Source organism: Microcoleus sp. B6-A1 (assembly GCF_036705085.1).
GTDB lineage: Bacteria > Cyanobacteriota > Cyanobacteriia > Cyanobacteriales > Microcoleaceae > Microcoleus.
In genome coordinates, this window is the sequence record NZ_JAUBTU010000005.1 from 1 (window position 1) to 21,965 (window position 21,965).

Sequence of the window (21,965 nt, forward strand, 5' to 3'; positions counted from 1 at the left end):
CCCACTTTCAAGAGTGGAAGTTATTTAATTCTCATTCCTTATTAGTCATTAGTCATTAGTTATTAGTTATTAGTCACATGAAAATTTTCACAGTCAAAGTTAAACCGAATTCCAAACAGCAAAGCATCGCAGAACAACCCGACGGCAGCCTCACAATACATCTCAAATCGCCGCCTGTGGAGGGTAAAGCAAACCAAGAATTAATCATGCTGTTGGCCAAAAAGTTTAAAGTGCCGAAATCTGCTATCGGCATTAAATCAGGTCTTTCCTCGAAAAATAAACTTGTCGAAGTTGCGATCGAACCTGCAACTTATATTTCTCCCTAGGGACACGGCAGTGCCTTTCGTCGTGTCAACTTAAGACTAAAACCCTTGAGAAATCTCGCTAATAGTCGAGTCTAGATCCCCCTAAATCCCCCTGATTGTTGGGGAGTAGGGGTTGACTTAAAGAGGCTTCCTGTCCCCCCCTTAAGAAGGGGGGTTAGGGGGGATCTGGCCTTAATAGTCAAACAGCAATCTGTAACTTGGTTTGAGCTTAAGTTGACACGAAGAAGGGCACGGTGCCGTCTCCCTACCGGATATCTATAAAGTTAACAGCAAGTCTATCTAAAGAGAGATACAAACTCAACTTTAAAATCATATATTAGTAGTTGTAGAGTTAGAATAAAAAATTATGAACATTGAAAATAGAGTCGAAGCAACAGCGAAGAATATTGAAGGCAAAATCCAAGAAGCTGTTAGCGAAGTTACAGGCAATCAGAAAGATAAATTAGAAGGTCAAGCCAAGCAGGATGAAGCATCAGCAATTCACCTGAAAGAAGACCTCAAAGATAAAGCAAAAGAGATTGTAGACCGAGCTTAGTAACAGTATTCCCTACAAGTTTCCTGCCTACAAAATCCCGCAAACGATATGTTTGCGGGATTTTTTTTATAATTAGCCTAAATCATTTGTACCAATATGTAGGGGCGGGTTTATAAAGATTATTGGTGGCAAAATTCATCGGGTAACTGCCCCTACAGATTCTACTAACTCATAGTGTAAAAGCATTAATTTTGTGGCTGGAATTGTTTCGATTGCATAAGTTGTGCCATCTTGATGAGAAAATTCTACCTCAAAAGCACTGCCATCAAATTCCATCACGACCGTTCCTACTTGTCCTTTATTTGACACTCCCCAACCTAAAGGATGGGGATTCTTAATTCAGCGACTGACCTTTAAGTGTTGCGTCCTTACGGCAATACTCAAACCTTTTAACCGTAGAAATCCTACCAATTAACGAGTCTGATTCGCAGTCACCCGCCTAGGGCCTATCTCCAAAAGCGTACTAGGATATTGACAAGCGAGTTTGGGTATGCCCTACCCTACCTAACAAAAGTAAATTGTTTATTTTTCTGGTTGTGAGACTGTATTAAGCCTCTAGCTGTTTATAGAGTTTTCGCCGCTCTTTGTCCCCCGGTTAACGCCTAAAAGTGTGTCTGAGTCCCTGTTTCACGATGGCGAAGGAGTTTAACCTTGACTATTGTAGTATACCACAAATACTAGGAATTTCCTGATGTTTAAGAATGGATTTAAGAAATTAAAGCCGTCCTAAAAGGATGGGGTCTTCAACCCATATCTCTGATAATTTAATGATTTGTTTTGTTTCAAAATGGGTGGCTTCTAAATCTTCAGTTAAAGCAACAATATCTAGGTCTTTAATTGTTTTCATTGTTTTTACCTTCCTTTTTGACTGGTATCGTCTTTGAGTTGGGGGGCGGGTTTATCAAGATTATTGATGGGTGGCAAAATTCATGGGTGAACCCGCCCCTACAGATTCTAATTTTCGGCTCAATTCCCCATGCTATAAAGGCCCAATTCCCCATTAATTAAATTTAACGGTTGGGCGACTATGGTCGATCGGGGTTATTCGTTGGGTGGGGGCGGGTTTATCAAGATTATTGATGGGTGGCAAAATTTATGGGTGAACCCGCCCCTACAGATTCTACTTTTCGGCCCAATTCCCAATGCCCACAAAAAAGCCAGGGATGGATATCCCCAGCTCGAAACAAAGCACAATTAGTTTTGAGAGTTGGTAGGGCGATGTTTCAGAATCGATCCCACCCACTTTTACCCAAATTAAATCAGGGTAATGTCAGCAGCCGTCACGCCCGGTCTGCCATTCAGAATTGCCAGGGTAACTACTCCGTCAGCAGTACCAAAACCGTTAGAGTCAAATCCTAGTCGTCCGGTTTCATTTTCATAAAAGACGAACGAATCTGACGCACCCGCCCCGGCTGGACCAAAACTGCCGTTGTACTGCCCACTCTCAAGCGCCAAGAACGCCTGCGAAGAAAGTTGATTCGTATTTTTCACTCCCCTCAAGTTCGGGAAGCCGTTGGAGCCATTGATTTGGAAGATAAACTGGTCTTCGCTCGTAAAATCGCCGATTTGGTCTACGTTAGTACCCACGGCGCCCTCGCCGAAGTTGTTGTAGTAGAAGCTGTCATTGCCTGAGCCACCAATCAGGGTGTCAGCACCAGGCCCGCCGCCGAGAGAGTCGTTACCCTCGCCGCCGATCAAATAGTCGTTACCAAACCCGCCCAGGAGCGTGTCGTTTCCGGCACCGGAATTTAAGGTATCGTCCCCGGCTCCTCCAGCGGCGTCGGTAGCGTTGGATGAGTCGCCGAACAGGATGTCATCCCCGCTACCAGTAGTGATCACATCAGTGCCGTTGCCACCAGTAATGAAGTTGCTGCCTAAGGTATCGGTAATCAAGTTTGGCGCTGTAAGACCGGCAAAGCTGACGCCGCTAGCGTAGGAGATGAAGTCGTTACCCTCCAAGTTGCCAATCAGGCGATCGCGCTCGCTGCCAAAGAAGATGGTGTCACTTCCCACGCCACCGTTCATGAGGTTGGTGACAGTGAAGCTGCTGCCAGTAGGATTGGTGTAGCCAATTAACAGATCGCCTCCCAGTCCGCCTTCGAGAGTAATCAAAGCAGTACCAGTACCAGCAAAAATGGCAGCGGTAGCATTGATAGTATCGTTGCCATCTCCACCGGCTGCGTTAGTAAAGGTACCGCTCAGGCTGTCGTTGCCTTCACCACCGATCATTGTATCAGTCGCAAAAGCTGCAACGATCGTGTCATTGCCTACTCCGCCGTCGAGCGAGTTGCGACCCGCGAAGCCTCCAAATGAACTCTGGGCGCCTCCGCTCAAAGTTAGATTCAGTGCCGTCTCCGACCGGATTAAGTCGTCGCCTGCACCTCCCAGCGCGGTATCAGAAGTTGCGAAAACCCTGATCGTGTCGTTGCCGTCGCCGCCGTCTAAGAAGTTTCTGCCGGCCTCAAACTCGCCGATACCGCCGGTGAGAGAATCGTTGCCGCCACCGCCAATCAAGGTGGTTCTCTCAATGCCGATCGTAATGACGCTGCCCTGAGCAAACGGGCTTGTCTGGGTACGGTTGGTAATGAATAAGATGTCGTCGTCCAGATCGCCCGACAGGTAGCTGTTGCTGGCGACACCTCTTAGGGTATCGTTGCCTTTACCGCCAAAGAGACTGTCTCTTACATTGATACCTACAACTAAGTCGTCGCCCAAATCTCCCCGCAAGTAGTTGCTGCCTTCATTGCCAGCGAAGCCTCCGGTTAGGGGAAGACCGAGGTTGTTGCCACCCCCTGCGATGAAGAAGCCGATCGAGTCATTGTCCTTACCGCCGTAGAGGGAATCTGCTCTCTGGGCCCCTCCCAGCATCGTATCTGCGCCCTCATTACCAAACATGAGGTTAGCTTCGACAGTACCTTGGACGAAATCTTCTCCCCCACCGCCGTACAGGCTAGCGCGGGCTTCAGCGACTATGGTGTCATTGCCTGTGTCGCCAAACAGCAAAGCCGGAGTCCGCTGGGATCTGATTGAGTCTTCGTCCTCGCCGCCGTACAGTGTATCGTTCGGGCCAACTGAAATCAGAGTATCGTTATCGGCTTGGCCAAATATTAAGCTGCCGCCCAGGGTGGAAGTTCTAACGAAATCCGCCCCGCCTGCGGCGAAGATTGTATCCGGGCTCAGTCCCGGAAGGTTTAAATCTAGTTGATTAGAATCGTCATTTAACGTTGTCATAAAGCTTCACTCCTCTACTTGTTGGTCATCGCTGGTGCGACTACAGACACTGCCTAGAACACCGAATGTTTGGATTCCGCTGTAGTTTAACCTGTTTGCCAGCCGCAAGTCTAGCCTACTGGCGTTAACCCTGTCTAGACTTTCTCCCTCGCGGTTGTTTTGCTTGTAAGCTTTTATATTCAATGTCTTCACCCTTTAATAATCCTGGTGCACTGTCTCAGGTGCTCACGCTCCATAAGACGCGGCTCATATTCTTAATGTTCCGTTCTGGGTTGGCGGTCGGGGATCGCGTCCGGGGGAGGAAATTAAAGATTAAAAAAGGCAGATCTGGGTGATCGGGAAGACCAGGGAAATTGGGAGATTGGTTACTTGCTAACAAGGCTTTGTGGCAATTTCCGGTTTTCCAGGCAGGGCCATCATTTAATAATTCTGACCCGGATTGAACCGAGTACCGCTCCGGGCTTTAAAAGTCTACGCCCCGCTTTAGTTCTACGCCCCGATCGCCGTAGTGTTTGTGACAGTATACCTCGGAGTGTACGCTTGCCAAGTCAAAGTAAGCGTGGGGTTTGTGGCAGCGCCCGGTGATAATAATTTCTGTATCCCGCGGCTTGCGTAGCAGGGCTTCGACGATCGGCTCTACCGGCAGCAGTTCTAAGTCTACTGTGGGATTGAGTTCGTCGAGAATAATCGTTTTGTACCAGCCACTGGCGATCGCACATTTGGCGATTTCCCAGCCGCGTTCTGCTTCTATGCAGTCTAGCTCTTGCTGTTGCCCCCGCCAAACTATAGCATCTCGGCCGCACCGCTGGTGGTCTACTAGCTGCGGGTAGCTTTGCCGCAAAGCTGCGATCGCCGCATCTTCTGTATAACCGGTGCCACCTTTGAGCCATTGCACGATTAACACCCGGTGAGATTGGTCTTGACTGATACCCCTACCTATTGCCTGCAAAGCTTTGCCCAAAGCGCTCGTAGACTTGCCTTTCCCCGCTCCCGTGTATATTTCGATACCGGAAATATGATGATCTGCCGCAGCAGGGTGATAGTGGGGCTTCATTTCTGAGTGTAAGTCGGCAATCTCCAGCAAAGCTTCGGGGGCCGCTCGGCCTGTGGCGATGACTTCTAAATATTCTGGTTTGTTTTTGAGGGTTTGGACTACTTCGTCAACAGGCAGCAAACCCAAGTCCAATACGGGGTTTAGTTCGTCTAGTACCACGACGGAATAGAGCGAGCTTGCGATCGCTCCTTTGGCGATATCCCAGCCTCGCTGAGCTTCGGCGCGATCGAAGCGGGTGATTGCTTCGGCCCCAAAATATTCGGCACGGCCGGTACGCACTTGGTCGATCAAGTGCGGAAATGCCCGTTGCAAGGCTTCTATTGCCCCGTCTTCGTCGTAGGAGCGGCCGGGGCCTTTGAGAAAGCGCAGCAACAAGACTCGCGTGGGCGAGTCTGAATTGATACCCAGCCCGATCGAGCGCAACACTACTCCCAAAGCTGCCTGAGACTTGCCTTTACCAGCGCCGTCGTAGACGTGAATCTGACCTGCGGCGCGTTCCGAACGGGATGAGGCTGTCCGAATACCAATGCCATTCCTTACCATAATCAGCAGTTGTTTGAGTCTATCGGGGTGGGTATTCGATCGCGCGCCTTGAATGTTTAATTTTTCCATTCTGTTGGCGGATCTCAACAGATTATACGATAAGTCCTAACCCCCAATCTTTTAAGCAGCGATCTAACGCAATCAGGTGCTCAAACCTTCGGTTAAGATTATTCCGTTTGTGCTGTACAATTAAAATTTAACACGGACTGATATACCTAAAGGCTTATGATTGCGAGTGTTTTCCCATTTCGGACTGTTTTGGTGCAAATTTTAATTATGTTTTTGGCGATCGCGATCGAATCGTGGTTTTTGCAAAAATTACTTAAACTCGGCCCCAAAACCAGCATTGAATATACAGCCATCCTCAATCTATCTTGCACTTGCGTAGGCTGGTTAGTTTTCTTCGGCATTGAAAGCGTTCTTAGCAAAGAATTGCGGGAACAGCTTATCGGTTATATTTTATTAGGACGTGGGGATAATGTTTACGCTCCAATAACTATGATAGCACTCTCCGTATTAGCAGTAACTTTTCTAGCTAAATGGCAGGGCTTAGAATTCATAGAAAACATGGTTGTCGGCAATAAAAAAGCTTCCCAACCTCAGTTTTTAGGCCCGCCCACCCTCACCCGCCGTCCTCCCAAAAGAACTTTTCAAGTAACTACCCAGTTTGGGGGAATTTTAATCGCCCACACTGTTAGCAATGTCGTTATTTTAACCGTGTTGTTTTTGCAAAGCGTCTATTGAAATTTATGATGAAGCAATTTTTAGATGTCACTCAGCAACTCACTAAGCTGACGAACAACCTTTGGGAAACCAATAAAAAAATCCAAAAGGCGATGATTCCGCCTAAAGTTGTTCACTGGAAGACTCCTTTACTACTCAGCATCTTTTTAGCTTTGCTGACAGTGGCGGCAGTCACTGACTGGCGGACGAGAACTCTGCTTTTTGATATGAGCTGGTTATTTTTTACACTTTCAATGGGTTTACTGACAAGTCAGCAACCTTTTGTGATTAAAGGAGTAAGTCTGAGTCCGTGGGTGACAAGCATTTTAATTGGGTTGTGGTTGCTGGTAAGATTGCCGTCGGATAGAAAGGAAATAGCATGGATATCCGGCCCAATTATAGCAGTAGTCGTTCTTGCTATAATAGAGATTTGGAATAGCGAGTCAAAACGGGAAGGTATCAGGTCGTTGGTGCGCCCTCAGTTTTTGATGATTACTCTAGTTCACCTGCTGTTTTCCTGTTGGTTTGCTTTTCACTTTTTAATTCAAGGTTGGATACAACAGTATCCGAGCGTTTTATCCCAGGATTTAAGGCAAAGCGATTATGTGGTGACATTTCAACGGCCAACTATTAATCGCTCCCGAGGAGTTGTCATCCTCAATGAAATGGAGCGATACCTGCAAAATGAAGCCCGCACCAAACCGTGGGCGCAAGTAGAGCAAATGTTAATAGATATTGACAACGAGCGATTTTTTCTGCGGAATCAAGCCTTAAAAACAACTGGGGTAGTCGCAGAAGATGGGAGGTGGGATGTCAAAACTTCGATCGTCCAAGGAGCGTCCCGCTATCAGTTAGAGATGCAGGCAACTTGGCTGGGAGTGGTTTTTAGACCGGAAATATATTCGTTTACCAAATCTTGCGAGGTGTTCGAAGTGGCCAATAGGGCGACTGTAACCTGCGATGCCATCAAACGCTCTCAACCCGGACAGAAAAAAGATGGAACGGCGGGGGACAGTCAAGTTTGAGTCTGTCTCTGTTAACTAATTGCGATCGGTATAGCGGGAGAGTGGGAGAGTCTGAGAGTCTGAGATGGAAAAAATCCTCTTTCTTCCCTCTTCCTTCTTCCCTCTTTTTTCTTCCTTCTTCCCTCTTTTTTCTTCCTTCTTCCTTCTTCCCTCTTCCTTACACTAAAAGTATGGCAAAAGTTTCCAGTGGGTTAATAACTAGATGAATTTGAGAAGAATCTTGACAGTCGCGACCAATGTATTTTGGGAAGTAATTCGCGATCGCATCCTTTACTTAATTATTATTTTTGCTCTGTTGATGGGCGCCTCGGTACGGTTGATACCGGAATTGGCGGCGACAACCGAAAATAAAATTATCTTAGATGTCGGTTTAGCTGCTATGAGCATTCTCGGTCTAATTGCCACAGTCTTTGTGGCTACCGGACTGGTGAACAAAGAAATTGAAAAGCGGACTGTTTATCTGTTAGTTGCTAAGCCGATAAGTCGGGCTGAGTTAATTGTGGGCAAGCACTTAGGACTGTCGGCGGTGCTGGCGGTGCTTGTAGCAGCAATGACTGTTATCTATCTGGCTATTCTGAGTTTGAGCCGCATTCCTTTCCCTTTGGAAAGCATTTTAATCGCTTCGCTGTTTATCTGGTTTGAGCTATGTCTGATGGCTGGTGTAGGGATTTTATTTGGGGTGTTCAGCAGTTCGCTGTTGGCAACTTTACTGACATTTGGCGTTTATTTGATGGGACATTCTACGCGGGATTTAGTGGCTTTGGGCAAGTTAACTAAAAATCCTGGTCTTGAACAATTGATGATGGGACTTTATCTGGTTTTGCCGGATTTAGCCAGATTCAATTTGAGAAATGATGCTGTTTACGGACAAGTTCCTTACTTGGCAGGTTTGATTACAGATGCTGGCTACGGTTTGCTGTATGTGGTGCTGCTGTTGTCAATTGCGATCGCCATATTTTCCCGTAGGGAATTTTAAAACGCGCCTTCGCTACTTTCAAAAGTGTGAGTATATCAAATTATCACGCTAAAATATAAAGGAGGCGATCGCTCAGAAATCTCGACTAAAACTAAAATTTTTATTGGTAAAATGAGGTGACTTATGACTACTATAATTCACAAACCGATATCGCAGCTCAAGATTACTTGGCCTCTGCTACCCGATGATTTCATCCTACCAGACGACCCTGTAGACGATATAGACCATCCCTTGCTAGCTAACGGTTTGCGCCAGTCTGTAGTGGATTGCCCGGAACTAATGCAAGACGCACTAATAGTTTCTAATTTTGCTTTGTGTGCTGCTGTGGACGATCGCACTATTTGCAAAGCCCCAGACTGGATGTACGTGCAGCCGGTTCAAAAGAGGCCTCACAACTATCCCCGCCGCAGTTACACGCCTCATACCGAAGGAACAGTCCCTTTTGTAGTGATGGAATTTTTATCAGCTACTTACGGCGATGAATACTCTGTGGAACACACAGAAGAAATCGGTAAGTGGTTTTTTTACGAACAAGTAATCAAAGTTCCTCGCTATGTCATTTTTCGACCGCATACAGGCAGAATAGAAGTTTATGCGCTTGAATCAGAGCGTTATGACAATCAAAATCCTGATGAAAACAGCCGTTATTTAATACCTGGATTAAATCTATTTTTGGGAGTTTGGCAGGGAACTCGCGAAGGGAGAACGGGATATTGGCTGCGCTGGTGGAATACGGCGGGCGAGTTGCTTTTGTGGCCCGAAGAACGGGCAGAAAATGAACGCCAGCGGGTCGATCGCCAACAGCAAGACAAAGAGTTAGCCGAGACGCTGCTGGAACAGGAAAGACAGCGAAATCAAGAGCTTTTGGGTCGATTGGCAGCCCTCGGTATCGATCCAGAATAGCAGTAATAAAAGTTGAAATCATGTTAGTAGAAAAACTCGAAGAATTAAAAAATATTTTCGCACAAATGGAACGGGCTTTGATTGCCTACTCCGGCGGAATTGACAGCACTTTGGTAGCCAAAATCGCTTTTGATGTGTTGGGCGATCGCGCTTTGGCAGTGACGGCAGTTTCCCCGTCTTTACTGCCAGAAGATTTAGAAGATGCACGGATTCAAGCAGCCGAAATTGGCATTGCCCACCAGGAAGTAGAAACTCAGGAAATGGCAAATCCCAATTATACTTCTAACCCAGTTAACCGCTGCTATTTCTGCAAAAGCGAACTCCATGATACTTTGAAACCCCTAGCACTAGCAAAGGGTTATCCTTATGTGGTGGATGGGGTTAATGGTGACGATTTAAAGGATTACCGTCCGGGGATTCAGGCTGCGAAGGAACGCGGCGCGCGATCGCCCTTAGCAGAAGTAGGCATGACTAAATTTGAAGTGCGGCAGTTGGCAAAAGAATTGGATTTGCCTTGGTGGGACAAACCGGCTCAACCTTGTTTGAGTTCGCGCTTTCCTTACGGCGAAGAAATCACCGTTGGAAAGTTGCAAAGAGTGGGGCGCGCCGAACGGTATTTGCGGCAGTTGGGACTGAAAAATTTGCGAGTGCGATCGGACGGAGATACGGCGCGCATTGAGTTACCCGCAGAGGAGATTCAGGAGTTTGTGCTAAATACGGATTTGCCTGCATTGGTGGCAGTGTTTCAGGATTTTGGTTTTGTGTACGCGACTTTGGATTTGGAGGGGTTTCGCAGCGGCAAATTAAATCAGGTTTTGCAACCGCAGTTGTTGGGAAGGAAAGGTTGATTAATTGGCGTTGCTGATTTACGGTATGAAACGCCTAGGATGTTTGCCTTAGATTTGGGATGTGCCATGTAAAGCAAATCCGGTTTTAATACCCCCTTTATTTCTTAGTCCCCCTTTGCTCGGACGAAAGTTTGACTCTTTGCAGCGGTTTCAACCGCCGATTCATAAAGAGGGTGGCTAACTTTCAACGCCCGAGTCTTATCAAGGAGTAGTTGGCTGAATTTGCTGTGGCTGCATTTGCTGCTGCTGATTTTGCTGCTGAAGTTGCTGCTGCTGAATCAGAAGCTGCTGATTCTCAATATCTATTTGCCGCTGTCTGTCTTCGAGTTGCAAGCGTCTGTCTTCAAGTTGCAGCAATCTGTCTTCAGCTTGCCGCTGTCTGTCTTCACGTTGTAGCTCTCTGTCTAGCAGTCTGTCTTGACGTTGCTCTTGTCTGTCTTGACGTTGTTCGCGAAGCTGTCTGAGCTGATTTCGCCGCTGGAAATCCCCTCCCAAAAATAAGTTTTCAAAAGCGTTGATAGTTGCTTGAAACCCCGTAAAAAGGCCACCAACAGTGTTAACCCCAGTTGCTACTCCTGTTATTGGCTGCAAGAAACTGTTGATATTGTCTGCTACCCTAGCATAGCCCGATCGCGCTACCAGAATCACATCATTGTTGCGGAGAGTTGGGTTATTATTAGGATTCAAGCCTTGAGCAAAATCCACCTCGATCGTGCGGCGAGAAACAGTACCGTTGGGGTTCAATCGCAATAGTTCTACCTTGTCTTTTTTAGCCCGCAATTGATTGAAACTGCCTGCGGTCAGCAAAGCTTGGTGCAGGGATGTACTAGGCCGCACCTCCAAAGCCCCAGGCCTAATTACTTCTCCTACAATATTGATGCTAATGGCGTTCGGAGAAAAACTGCTATTTGCCACTTGAGAAACTTCAGCTAAGTCTACAGTAGCTGCCGTCGGGATAATTACGCTATCTCCTTCTTGCAGCAAAATATCTTGAGTGGCGTCGCCTTTTTGCAGCAAATCCCACAGATTTACCATGATAGTTTGTTCATTGCCACCTCTGACTCGGCGGCGGATTTGCACGCGGCGAATGTCAGCTTCTGTAGTGATACCACCAGCAATTTTCAATGCTCTAGTTATCGTTGGTAAGCCCACAACTGCTCCTTGCTGTTGGTCGATAGATACAAAACTCAACTCTGTTTGTTGGTTGCTCGATCGCACATCCGAAGCAAATACAGTATAAGGCCCCGGCCGGTTTACTTCCCCGACAATTACCACACCAATTGGTTTAGTAATATCAGCGGAAAAATTAGCACTGGCTCTTTGACGAACTTCTTGAGTATTAAGGGCCCTTGCTGTCGGTACAAAAATTGTATCTCCATCTCGAATCGTGACATCTTGACGCAAATTTCCCGTGTCTAAAAAATCCTGCAAATCAACATTAGTAACTTGCTCTGGCCCGCCTCTGCGGGGACGGCGAATTTGGACATTTCGCATATCTCCTGCTGATGTCACCCCTTGTGCAAGTTGCAGCATTTCCATCAAAGTCGGGAATTTTACTCCTCCTCCATCTCTAGTGGGATTAATCTTGTAGGAACCCGGGCGAGTAACTTCACCTGCAAGACCTATATTTAGGGGGCGAGCGACCATCAGAGTCACGGTAACAACGGGAACATTGATGAAGGGTTCGTATCGCTGGGTAATTACGTTAGCAGCTTGTTGCAGCGTCAACCCTTGAATTGAGACGCTGCGAATGATTGGCAAATTGAGCGTCCCGTCAACTAACACTTGATATTCTCTGCTGAATTCAGGGACGCCGAATATCTCTAAAGCAATGCGATCGCCCGACCCTAAAGTATAAGCTGCTTCTTGTGTCAGCGAACCCGAATTGCCGCTCGCCGGCAAACTCGATCCCGCAGGTGGCGGCGGCGGTACTCTCGGCCTGTTTGGGTTAGGAGTTCCTGCTGGAGTTCTGACGGCCGGCAACTGAGCTCTACTGGGCAGCGAACTCAATAGCACCAGGAGTGCTGACAAACTCAGACTTGTAGCGGTTTGAATGGTATGTTTCATCTTTCTTCCCTGGTTGCAGCCTGCCAATGAACAAGAGCCATTTAGCTAGTTGATTTTAGTTTATTTTCCCTGCTGTCCAGTGTAGCCTCGCTTTGCTGCAAAATCCACAGGTGCAAGCATAAAAATTGTGCGATCGTACTTAACTATTTTGTGCCTTGTTTGTAAAGAAAGTGTAAAGCCCGCCAACTGTTGTCAGGATTAATATCTCGTTTGAGCAAAATTATTCATACATAAGTCCGCATACAAATCAACCCGCCACAGAAAGGAGATAGGAAAAAACCACCCTGATTTGAGGTAAAATATTAGATAATTCTATCTGCAGGACAAAGACAAGTGTCACTAAAATTGGATAAAGTAATTCCCTGGGGGCGCTGCTTGGATGAATACATAGGAATGTTTAGCTTGACCTCAAGTGACCTCAAGCTAGCAATTCTTGATTGTGCGGGCGGCCCGGCGAGTTTCAATGCGGAAATGACTCGCCAAGGTAACAAGGTAATTTCTTGCGATCCAGTTTATCAGTTTACTGCGGTGGAAATTGGCGATCGCATCCAAGAAACATATCAAACTGTGATTGACGGTGTTAAAGCCAATGTAGACGGCTACCTGTGGAATAATTTTGAATCGCCCTACCAGCTAGGCGAAGTGCGAATGAAGGCGATGCAGGAATTTTTAGAAGATTTTCCATCAGGCTTGCAACAAGGCCGCTACATTAATGCTGAGTTGCCAGTTTTGCCTTTCGAGAACGGTCAATTCGATTTAGCTTTGTGCAGCCATTTCTTATTTGCTTATTCTCACCTGCTTTCGGAAGAATTTCATCGGTCAGCAATTACAGAAATGTGTCGGGTTGCGAAGGAAGTCCGGGTATTCCCTTTGTTGCAAAGTTTTAGCGGGGAGGAATCAGATCACTTAAATCCGATTATCACCGAATTAAAAAAGAGAAGTTTTAGTGTAGAAATTCAAGAGGCTCCTTATGAGTTTCAAAAAGGCGGGAATAAGATGCTGCGAGTTAGGGGGCGAATGTAATTCGCGGCTGCGGAGGGCATGGCAATTTGCGATCGCTTATTTCAAAAAAATTAGATAAGCTAAGCATAAGGTCATGCCTCATCTTGGGGTTCGCCAATCGCACGCTGGACTGCATGCGAATGTGGATAATCCTCACCGTTGGTATAGATTGATCGTCAAAAATAGTGAAGAGTATGCGATAGGTGGTTTTACCACTTCCATACAGAAGCTGGCGAATCTCTTGGCTGAAAAATGCGTTTTCACGGGCTAAAACACAACGACGCGGCATTTCTTGGACTGAGGAAATCGCTTTAATCAGGCCCTGATACCATGCTTGAGCGCGTTCGGGAGTCGTGAATTGGGAAAAGTTCAGAAACGCTGCATCAGCTTCAGATTGAGCTGTACTGGAAAAGTCAATGCGATACATTATGCTTCCAAAGAAAGTCCGTATTTCTGGTTTTGTCTATCGACAAACTCTTCCAGAGTAGAAAACTGACCCCGATCGAAGTCATCAAGTCCGCGTTGAATCCCTTCTAATGCCTCGAAGAAATCGCTTTCATCAAAGCTAAGTCCGAACGCGATAACAGCTAGGGTAACGCTGGTTATATCTTGTCCTGTACTTTCCGCCCGTTGGCGCAGCAGTGCTTCGATTTGGGGGGGTAAGGTGAGTGTAAGAGTCATAAAAGTTATGATGAATGGTTAACTTTATTTTCTAACTTTATTTTGGCATAGGTAGCCAAAACGATCGCTCCCTAGACTATCTGCCCATTCCTGAACCCGATCGTGCTCTTCGGCCCGTCTTGTTTGTCTGGTAATCTTGCAAGGCTGCGAGACTCAAGGCGATCGTTTCTTCTTCGCTGAGGGGTTGAAACTCATTTGCTGTGTCAATTTCGCCCCACTGATATCCCTCCGTTTCCTCGGCAATTTCTGCGATTGTTCAAAGTCGCTGAGATTACCGTTGGATTGATTCAGCCATAAAAGCACGATCGCCTTAACCGAATCGTGCTTTCATGGCTTGAATTTGGGCGTGAAGTTGCTTTATAGATTGAGCCATTGGACAATACAGAGTGACTGATGTAATTTTAGCGCAGTGTCAAATAGTTGTGGAACTATAACGCACAGTTTCCGCATATTTTTGATATTTTTAAAATCCATGTTAGAGTGGATGCTTGAAAAAAAAGCCGCACGGATAGAGGGACGAGCTTATTTCTCAGACACTACGTTTTATTTAGTAATTCTCATCAAAAACCGCAGAACTTCATTCACTGCTTCAGAATCTGGAAACATCTCTGCAACATCCGGTTCTAAACGAATATTTAGACCACCAAAGATCGGGAGTATCTCATATTTGCAACAACACTTCTTTCTTCTTCCTTCTGACTCTTTTATCCTGGCTCCTGACTCCTGACTCCTAATTCCAATTTCGAGCTTTGCTGCTTTCATTGAGATGCTCCCCCAAAGGTCTTTCGTCCAGAGCCTACCCTTCTTACACGTAACTTCCTCAAATCATATTCCGATCGCAGTTCATCGTTCATCCCTGTTTTATTCTTATTCATAAACTTCAAGATATTTGATATACAGCATATTCCATGTAGATGTGGTACACATAATCTTCTCGTCAGTAAGGTGCGTCGCCCTCAAAAATATGCAAGTTATATCTAAGATGTCGCAGATCCGCACCCTACGGATTAACTTGTTTTCATCCCACTCGAATTTCAGAAAGATCCCAAATCAGCATCTTTGATATAATATTACACCTAGAAGCCAAACTAAAACCAACTCATGCCACAAACAGTCTGGATCGCACGACACGGAAACCGCATCGACTTCGTTAACCCCGATTGGTTTCTTACCGCCGAACGCCGCTACGATCCTCACCTTTCCGAAGACGGTCACGTTCAAGCCAAACAACTAGCCAATCGCCTCAAAAGTGAAGGAATTTCTCATATTTTTGCTTCCCCTTTTCTGCGAACTGTCCAAACAGCAAATCACGCGGCAGAAGCTCTCGATTTGTCAATTAAACTAGAGTGGGGACTGTGTGAATGGCTGAATCCTGAATGGATGACAGAAATGCCGGAAACTGAGTCCGTCGAAGCTTTGTGCAGGCGTTTTCCCAGGATTGATGCTTCCTACAAAGGCGGTATTGCTAATTATCCCGAAACAGGGGAAGCTTGTCTCAAAAGGGCGGGGGAAACTGCTAAACGCCTCGCGGCTGAGTTTCCCGAAGATATGTTATTAGTAGGTCACGGTGCGTCGGTTTTAGGAACTGCGATCGGGCTGGCGGGCTGTGCGGAAACGGAAATTAACGCTTCTTTGTGCTGTTTGGTGAAAGTGGTGCGGGGCGAGGGAGAATGGTCGATCGCACTTAATGGCGATACTTCTCACCTGACTGACTCTGAAACCGTGATCCGGTTTAATTAAAGTTGAGATTCGTGCGAAAAATCGCATTTTATGCTATGTGTGTAAGGTGCGCGGCAGAAGAGCACCCTACGTTAATCTGATTAGTCCGAATCTGGGTGTTATTGTTTAATCTCGATCGCACATTTTAAATCGAAAATCTTAAATCGGTATGGCTGGACACAGTAAGTGGGCGAATATTAAACGCCAAAAAGCTAGAGTTGATGCCGTTAAAGGCAAGGTTTTTGCTAGAATATCTCGCGAAATTATTGTCGCGGCCCGCAGCGGAGTTCCCGATCCCGCTGGCAATTTTCAACTGCGGACGGCTATTGAAAAAGCCAAGGCGGCGGATATTCCTAATGAAAACATAGAAAGGGCGATCGCCAAAGGTGCCGGCTTGGCGGGGGGGAGTTCGGAATTAGAAGCTATTCGCTACGAAGGTTACGGCGTTGGCGGGGTTGCTATTCTGATTGAAGCGCTGACAGACAATCGCAACCGCACAGCGGCTGACTTGCGAGAAGCTTTTACTAAAAATGGCGGCAACCTGGGCGAAACTGGTTGTGTGGGCTGGATGTTTGACAACAAAGGAGTTTGTACGGTACGCGGCCCGATTGATGAGGAACAATTGTTTGAAGCGTCGCTAGAGGCGGCTGCGGAATCTTATGATTTGATATTAATTGATGAGGATACTGAAGGTGCAGAGGTTTTTACAAGCGTGGCTAATTTGGAACAACTGGCTGATGTTTTGAAACAAAAAAAATTTGCTGTTTTGCAGTCGGAAAATCGCTGGATTCCGAGCAATACAGTGGAAATAGATACTCCTGAAAAAGCTCGATCGCTCCTTAAGTTAATGGATGCACTGGAAGATTTGGACGACGTGCAAAGTGTGACAGCTAATTTTGAAATGACCGATGAATTGATGTCTTTGAGTATGGTTTAATGCTTTAAATATGAGGGATCTGGATCGTCCTGCTGGCACTGCAAAAGATGAAAACTCGCCAGCGGGACGATCGTGCTACACTATTACCAGGAAACGAATCCCTATCTGTACGCGAGTGGGGAGTGTCAATCCAACGCATTGCTGAAAAAGCTGCAGTGAAAATCTCAACCCACAGTAAAGCCATGCTAGATAACAACGAAAGCAAAATAGACAGCACCCACTCACCAGAAGTTCTCTCAGCAACCGAAGTATCAGAAACCAAGGATCGATCCAAATCGGAGGTGCAGGCTGAACCAGGGGATAAATCTAATTGGTTCGGTTCCGTTTTCGGAGCCGTCTCTGCAACGGCGAGTGCGGTAGGGAATGCGGTAGGGAATGCCGGAAGTGCGATTGTTAATACCGCCAGTGCGGTAGGGAATGCAGCAGGCAGTGCTGGAGATGCGATTGTTGTTAATACCGCCAGTGCGGTAGGGAATGCCGGAAGTGCGATCGTTAATACTGCGAGTGCGGTAGGGAATGCGGTAGGCAGTGCTGGAGATGCGATTGTTGTTAATACCGCCAGTGCGGTAGGCAATGCCGGAAGTGCGATCGTTAATACGGCGAGTGCGGTGGGGAATGCAGCCGGCACTGCTGGAAGTGCGATTGTTGATACGGCGAGTGCGGTGGGGAATGCCGCCGTTAGTGCTGGAAGTGCGATTTTTGTTAATACCGCGAGTGCGGTGGGGAATGCAGTGGCGAGTGCGGGAAGTGCAGCAATGCAAGTTCCCAATTTTTTTGGTTCATCTCTAGTTTTTATTTCGCAGAGTCCTATCCTGAAAAAACTGACTGAAAATTTCAAAATCGACTGGTTAGTTAATGCGATCAATAAAGTTGATGTCGTGACTGCCGAGGCGCAAGTTCGAGAGTTGCAGCGCCAATATCCTCACGAGAAACCTCAAGAAATCGCACATCGCTTAATGGTGGAAAAAGCCTTGCTAGCGGCAGGAAGTGGCTTGGTTAGCAGTTTAGTTCCGGGCGCAGCTTTGGCATTGGCTGGCATGGATTTAGCGGCAATGACGGTGTTATCCGCCGAGTTGGTTTATCAAATAGCTGCCACCTATGGAAAGGATTTGCAATCGAGCGATCGCCAAAAAGAAGTTGTCGCTATTTTCGGTTTATCCTTGGGTAGCAATTTAGCGATCGAAGCTGGAGTTACGCTTGTCAGCAATATTCCGTTGGCGGGTGCGGTAATTAATGCTAGCGCCAGTGCGGCAATGATTTACGCGCTGGGATACGGTGCTTGTCGGTTTTATGAAGCCGATCTCGATTCCTCGGAAATCGAAACCAAGCTCGAAGATTTACAAGAGGTATTGCAAGCGGAAAGTGAGCAATATTTAGAGACAGCGATCGCACAAGAAACGGTGATGGATTGGATTTTGGTGTATGTCGTCTATGCGAGCAAAAAATTCACCCGATGGGATGAGTTATTACCGGAATTACGAGCGGCGAATTTAAATCCCAGGACTTTAGCTGAGATTGAAGCTGTGACAAATAAGTCTAAATTACTTCCCAAGTTGGATATTTTACTCGAACAACTTGAACTCGACTTTGCCGAACCACTTTTAAAGCGATGCACTGAGATCGTCGAGGCTGACGGTGAAATTAATCAACAAGAGGGAAAAATTTTGCTGACAATTCAACGGGCTGTTTTGAGCAAAAGAAAGCAAGCCCAAAAGCAAGCCCAGCAAACTTCGATCGAGGATGCGGTATCGGAACCCACTGAAGCACAAACTGAAGTCCAAGCTGCATCACAAACTCCCTCTTTATCTTCGGATTCTTCTACTAATAAATTGAGTTCAAGTATGCTGCAAAACTTCAAAAAAATCTTAAAAGTTGCTACACTATTAGACGTGCCAAAGATTGCTGATTTAATCGATACTGAATCACAAACTCCCTCTCGCTCTTCTCATTCTCCTTCTGCTAAATTGAGTGCAATTCTGCTGAAAAAATTCAAGCAGATTTTAGCAGGTTCTACGCGGTTAGAAGTCCCAGAGATTGGGTATTTAATCGATCAGGTCGATCGCATGACGGGAGAAGAGTTTGAGGAATTTTTAGCCTGCTGTTTCCGCAATCTCGGTTATGCGGTCGAAATGACACCCAAAACGGGGGATTTTGGTGCGGACTTGATTCTCTCTAAAGCCCGCAAGAAAACCGTTGTCCAGGCAAAACGCTATCAAGGAAAAGTGGGAAATTCCGCCGTGCAAGAAGTGGTTAGTGCGGTTAAGTATTACGGGGCGCAAGATGCGATCGTTATTACAAACAGTATGTTTACATCCAATGCTCATAAACTGGCTCAAGCGAATGGGGTACAACTCTGGGGAAGAGAACAGTTAATTGATTTAGTGATTCGAGCTAAAAAATAAGGTATCTATGAACCAAGAATCCCAGTCTCTGAAAGAGCGGGGAGTGTCATTTGAAACACAAAAACTTGGCAGTTTTGCAGTCGGAAACTCGCTGGATTCCCAGCAATACAGTGGAAATAGATACTCCTGAAAAAGCTCGATCGCTCCTTAAGTTAATGGATGCACTGGAAGATTTGGACGACGTGCAAAGTGTGACGGCGAATTTTGAAATGAGCGATGAATTGATGTCTTCGGTCATGGTTTAACAATCTAAATCACCAGATTTTTGCCATCCGCAAGACAAATCCCGGTAACTCTGGATCGGCGCTGACTGTTTCAGGATTATCCAAGATTTCAGGTTCGCAATCGGGACGGTAGATGTAGACTTTTCTGTTTTTGCGATCGAGCAAAAAGCCGAGTGATACACCGTTTTCAATATATTCTTGCATCTTGTTTTGCAATCCCTTGAGAGTGTCACTAGCAGACCGCAATTCAATCACAAAGTCTGGACAAATCGGTGCGAATGAGGCTTTTTGTTCTTCAGTTAAGGCATTCCAGCGCTCTAGTTTAATCCATGAGGCATCGGGGGATCGGGTTGCTCCATTTGGCAAGGTAAAGCCTGCACTGGAGTCAAACGTTTCACCTGTGCCATCTTCTTCTGCCCAGTTCCCCAATTGTAGGGCAATCTTGAAGTTGCGGTTCCCTGTATCTGAAAAAGCTGGTGACATGATAATGACTTCCCCACTGGCAGTACGCTCAATTCTCAAATCGCGATTAACTATACAGAATTCATAGAACTGTTCAACAGTCATCGATTGGATCGCAGGGAAATTGACCGTCAGTGGGACGCTTTCGGTTTGGATTAGCAGCGTCGTCATGGTTTTTCCTTTTTTTGGTGCAGGGGTGATAGAATACCTTGAGCTTATCATATCTTAGCTTGGCGATCGAAAGTCTTAGTCGATCGGGGAATCGGAGGCTTGTATCCGTTTTTGGGCTGGATTAATAATCTTTTTTCCCAGTCAGTAAATAAGTAACCATGTATCCCTTGCCCTTAACTTGAATGGCGCCGCGCTTCTGAAAAGTATATTTATCTTTTAATATCTCGTAGGTTTCGGCGGTGACTTGAATGCAGCCGGTAATCCCGTGGGATTCCATGCGCGAAGCAATATTTACTGTGTCGCCCCAGAGGTCGTAAATAAACTTTTTTAAGCCGATAACGCCGGCAACGACAGGCCCACTGCTAATCCCGATCCGAATGCTGAAAGGTTCCGAATGTTCTAAACTCAGCAGCCTAATTTCGTGCAGCATATCGATCGCCATGTTCGCCACCGCCTCGGCGTGATCGTCTCGGGGCGTAGGCAAACCGCCGACAACCATGTAAGCATCACCAATAGTCTTAATTTTCTCCAAACCGTGGCGATCGGCCAAGTGGTCAAAAGCCGAAAAAATATCGTTGAGCACTTCCACTACCGCCGTCGCTGAAATTCTCGACGAAAGCTCTGTAAACCCCACAATGTCGGCAAACATCACAGTTACTTCCGCAAAACTTTCGGCGATATTGTGTTCATTGTCCTTCAAACGTAGGGCGATCGCTGCGGGCAAAACGTTTAGCAGCAGTTGCTCGGATTTAGCTTGTTCGAGTTCCAACTGTAGGTAAGCAGCCTGCAACTGTTCGGCTTGGCGAATTCTTTCTCCGGCTAGCTTTTCAATTTGGGCGGTGCGACTCAAAGATGTCAGCATATATGTCACCGGAATCAGAGTCCACAGCATCCCCATCGTCAGAGTTCCCCAAGAGCGCCAGTGCTTGCGAAGCCTGCGAATTTCCGGCGTTGCCGACACGTACATAGACCACTGGCGGCCGCTAATTTTCAGCCGCCTTCTGCAAGCTGTATAGTTCGGGCCTGGATTGTCAAGAATCGGGCAGTTTTGCATGAGGGATCGGTCAGCAGCGGCTGATGCTGGAAGCACTTGTTGGCTCGCGGATTGGAACTGCACCGCAAATTGCTGAATTTGCCTCTCAGCAGGGAGATTTTTGAGAACCGGGTTGGCCGTTTGGGGTAATAGCGAGGGTGCTTGTTGCTTGTCTGGAGCCTCGCTAACGAGATAAATATTGAGGTAGTCGGTATTGCGTCCTTTTAAAGAGGTTTGGAAAATATCTTTGCCTCGAAATACGCCCAGAACAAATCCTTGTAGCAGTTGGCGACGGGATTCCAGGGTAGTCGGTTTACTGCTGTTTTCGTAAATCGGAACTATTGCCAAAAGACCTAGTTCCGGGGAATTGCCCTGAGTTAAGCCGATGTAGTTGGTGACAATCATTTCTCCTGTATCGCGTCCTCGATCGAGGGCGGCGCGGATTTCTGGGTGGGAGGCGAGGTCAAAGCCTAATACTGTCTCGTTTCCGGTGGGTGGTTCGACGTAGAAAGCCGGGAAGTATTCGGAACGCTGGAGGGCCTTGCGGAGTTCTCCTCGCGGGCCGCGCTCTGTAATCTCAAAGCTGGGATCTGTTTCGGTTCTAGCTTTGGTTTCGTAGTTGCGCCGCTCGTCCTGGGGGACGCGGGGGGCCCAAGCCAGGAGTTGCAGGCTGGGGTGGACGGATAGGGGACGGGCGACAAACCGGGCAAAAGAGGAACGCTCGACGGCGCTGAAGGCTTTCATGTAGTCGCTGAGGGCGAGAACAGTATCTAAGTCGGAGTTGAGCTGGCGTTCGATGCCGATCGAAATATCGTCAATGCGGCGGTGCATTTCGTAATCGCGGCGCTTGTCTTCCCAGTCCCAAACCAAGGCGAATGCCAGGGCCGACAGCCCGACACCCAAAGCCAGCGTCAACCCGGCTGGAATGTAGCGAGACCAGGATAAAGGTAGTTTTTTCAGCATATTTGCCTAGCGAATAAGGGCAGCAGATTAGCACACCGCTGAGTGCGATTTGTTCCGGCCTCTGAGTGCGGTTAATTCCAAACCCTGATAACTCAAGTACCGACGGCAATTTGGAATTAAAAGTTAGATATTTAAACTTT

Annotated in this window: 21 protein-coding genes and 1 pseudogene; 12 read left to right on the forward strand and 10 right to left on the reverse strand. The window is 46.9% G+C overall.

What is annotated here, in order from left to right; translation table 11 throughout:
• Positions 1-77: 77 nt before the first annotated feature.
• Both QUB11_RS02565 and QUB11_RS02570 read left to right on the forward strand, forming a co-directional pair.
• Complete coding sequence (locus tag QUB11_RS02565) at positions 78-326, forward strand: DUF167 domain-containing protein (protein WP_333202066.1); 249 nt, start codon at positions 78-80, stop codon at positions 324-326.
• Positions 327-672: 346 nt separating this feature from the next.
• Complete coding sequence (locus QUB11_RS02570; RefSeq protein WP_333054441.1) at positions 673-861, forward strand: CsbD family protein; 189 nt, start codon at positions 673-675, stop codon at positions 859-861.
• Between the two features lie 135 nt (positions 862-996).
• Here QUB11_RS02570 and QUB11_RS02575 read toward each other — a convergent pair whose 3' ends face one another.
• The 4 genes from QUB11_RS02575 to QUB11_RS02590 all read right to left on the reverse strand — a co-directional run bounded on the left by QUB11_RS02575 (position 997) and on the right by QUB11_RS02590 (position 5,689).
• On the reverse strand, positions 997-1,170 hold the full coding sequence (locus tag QUB11_RS02575; protein WP_333202064.1) for a DUF4926 domain-containing protein: 174 nt from the start codon (positions 1,168-1,170) through the stop codon (positions 997-999).
• 406 nt (positions 1,171-1,576) lie between these two features.
• Entirely contained in the window at positions 1,577-1,708 is a 132-nt protein-coding gene (locus QUB11_RS02580) for a hypothetical protein (RefSeq protein ID WP_333202062.1), read from the reverse strand.
• A 407-nt stretch (positions 1,709-2,115) separates the two neighbouring features.
• On the reverse strand, positions 2,116-4,092 hold the full coding sequence (locus QUB11_RS02585) for a calcium-binding protein (protein WP_333202060.1): 1,977 nt from the start codon (positions 4,090-4,092) through the stop codon (positions 2,116-2,118).
• 463 nt (positions 4,093-4,555) lie between these two features.
• Positions 4,556-5,689, reverse strand: coding sequence for a cob(I)yrinic acid a,c-diamide adenosyltransferase (locus QUB11_RS02590; RefSeq protein ID WP_333153872.1), 1,134 nt, complete (start codon positions 5,687-5,689; stop codon positions 4,556-4,558).
• 225 nt (positions 5,690-5,914) lie between these two features.
• Between QUB11_RS02590 and fraC the strand changes: the two genes are divergently transcribed.
• The 5 genes from fraC (at position 5,915) to larE (ending at position 10,164) form a co-directional block, all read left to right on the forward strand.
• Positions 5,915-6,433 carry a filament integrity protein FraC gene (fraC, locus tag QUB11_RS02595; protein WP_333202057.1) on the forward strand — a complete coding sequence of 173 codons (519 nt, stop codon included), beginning with the start codon at positions 5,915-5,917 and terminating at the stop codon, positions 6,431-6,433.
• 5 nt (positions 6,434-6,438) lie between these two features.
• The gene (locus QUB11_RS02600) at positions 6,439-7,437 is read left to right on the forward strand and encodes a DUF5357 family protein (protein ID WP_333202055.1); all 999 of its coding nucleotides are present in this window, start codon (positions 6,439-6,441) and stop codon (positions 7,435-7,437) included.
• A gap of 202 nt (positions 7,438-7,639) precedes the next feature.
• The gene (locus QUB11_RS02605; protein WP_333202054.1) at positions 7,640-8,413 is read left to right on the forward strand and encodes an ABC transporter permease; all 774 of its coding nucleotides are present in this window, start codon (positions 7,640-7,642) and stop codon (positions 8,411-8,413) included.
• Positions 8,414-8,536: 123 nt separating this feature from the next.
• Positions 8,537-9,316 (forward strand): Uma2 family endonuclease, encoded by a 780-nt coding sequence (locus tag QUB11_RS02610; RefSeq protein ID WP_333202052.1) that lies wholly within the window; start codon positions 8,537-8,539, stop codon positions 9,314-9,316.
• 20 nt (positions 9,317-9,336) lie between these two features.
• Entirely contained in the window at positions 9,337-10,164 is an 828-nt protein-coding gene (gene larE / locus QUB11_RS02615) for an ATP-dependent sacrificial sulfur transferase LarE (protein ID WP_333202050.1), read from the forward strand.
• A 201-nt stretch (positions 10,165-10,365) separates the two neighbouring features.
• Here larE and QUB11_RS02620 read toward each other — a convergent pair whose 3' ends face one another.
• Complete coding sequence (locus QUB11_RS02620; protein WP_333389634.1) at positions 10,366-12,231, reverse strand: polysaccharide biosynthesis/export family protein; 1,866 nt, start codon at positions 12,229-12,231, stop codon at positions 10,366-10,368.
• 333 nt (positions 12,232-12,564) lie between these two features.
• Between QUB11_RS02620 and QUB11_RS02625 the strand changes: the two genes are divergently transcribed.
• A complete protein-coding gene (locus QUB11_RS02625; RefSeq protein ID WP_333389636.1) occupies positions 12,565-13,254 on the forward strand; it encodes a class I SAM-dependent methyltransferase in 690 nt (229 codons plus the stop codon).
• Here QUB11_RS02625 and QUB11_RS02630 read toward each other — a convergent pair.
• The 3 genes from QUB11_RS02630 to QUB11_RS02640 form a co-directional block, all read right to left on the reverse strand.
• Entirely contained in the window at positions 13,238-13,660 is a 423-nt protein-coding gene (locus QUB11_RS02630; protein ID WP_333389638.1) for a type II toxin-antitoxin system RelE/ParE family toxin, read from the reverse strand. The genes QUB11_RS02625 and QUB11_RS02630 overlap by 17 nt on opposite strands.
• The gene (locus QUB11_RS02635; RefSeq protein WP_242716968.1) at positions 13,660-13,914 is read right to left on the reverse strand and encodes a hypothetical protein; all 255 of its coding nucleotides are present in this window, start codon (positions 13,912-13,914) and stop codon (positions 13,660-13,662) included. Before QUB11_RS02635 ends, QUB11_RS02630 begins: the two co-directional genes overlap by 1 nt.
• Before the next feature lie 543 nt (positions 13,915-14,457).
• Positions 14,458-14,676, reverse strand: coding sequence for a hypothetical protein (locus QUB11_RS02640; protein WP_333389639.1), 219 nt, complete (start codon positions 14,674-14,676; stop codon positions 14,458-14,460).
• Positions 14,677-15,015: 339 nt separating this feature from the next.
• Between QUB11_RS02640 and QUB11_RS02645 the strand changes: the two genes are divergently transcribed.
• The 4 genes and pseudogenes from QUB11_RS02645 to QUB11_RS02660 form a co-directional block, all read left to right on the forward strand.
• Positions 15,016-15,654 (forward strand): histidine phosphatase family protein, encoded by a 639-nt coding sequence (locus QUB11_RS02645; protein ID WP_333389641.1) that lies wholly within the window; start codon positions 15,016-15,018, stop codon positions 15,652-15,654.
• Between the two features lie 148 nt (positions 15,655-15,802).
• The gene (locus QUB11_RS02650) at positions 15,803-16,570 is read left to right on the forward strand and encodes a YebC/PmpR family DNA-binding transcriptional regulator (protein WP_333389643.1); all 768 of its coding nucleotides are present in this window, start codon (positions 15,803-15,805) and stop codon (positions 16,568-16,570) included.
• Between the two features lie 47 nt (positions 16,571-16,617).
• On the forward strand, positions 16,618-18,972 hold the full coding sequence (locus tag QUB11_RS02655; RefSeq protein WP_333389645.1) for a restriction endonuclease: 2,355 nt from the start codon (positions 16,618-16,620) through the stop codon (positions 18,970-18,972).
• Positions 18,973-19,022: 50 nt separating this feature from the next.
• Positions 19,023-19,217 (forward strand): annotated as a pseudogene (locus QUB11_RS02660) (YebC/PmpR family DNA-binding transcriptional regulator); the annotation flags it as partial.
• 9 nt (positions 19,218-19,226) lie between these two features.
• On the opposite strand, the gene QUB11_RS02665 reads toward QUB11_RS02660, so the two are convergent.
• Together QUB11_RS02665 and QUB11_RS02670 are read right to left on the reverse strand one after the other, a co-directional pair.
• Positions 19,227-19,829: a Uma2 family endonuclease gene (locus QUB11_RS02665; RefSeq protein WP_333202036.1), complete on the reverse strand. Its 603-nt coding sequence runs from the start codon at positions 19,827-19,829 to the stop codon at positions 19,227-19,229.
• Between the two features lie 121 nt (positions 19,830-19,950).
• Positions 19,951-21,825 carry an adenylate/guanylate cyclase domain-containing protein gene (locus tag QUB11_RS02670; RefSeq protein WP_333389647.1) on the reverse strand — a complete coding sequence of 625 codons (1,875 nt, stop codon included), beginning with the start codon at positions 21,823-21,825 and terminating at the stop codon, positions 19,951-19,953.
• Positions 21,826-21,965: the final 140 nt, after the last annotated feature.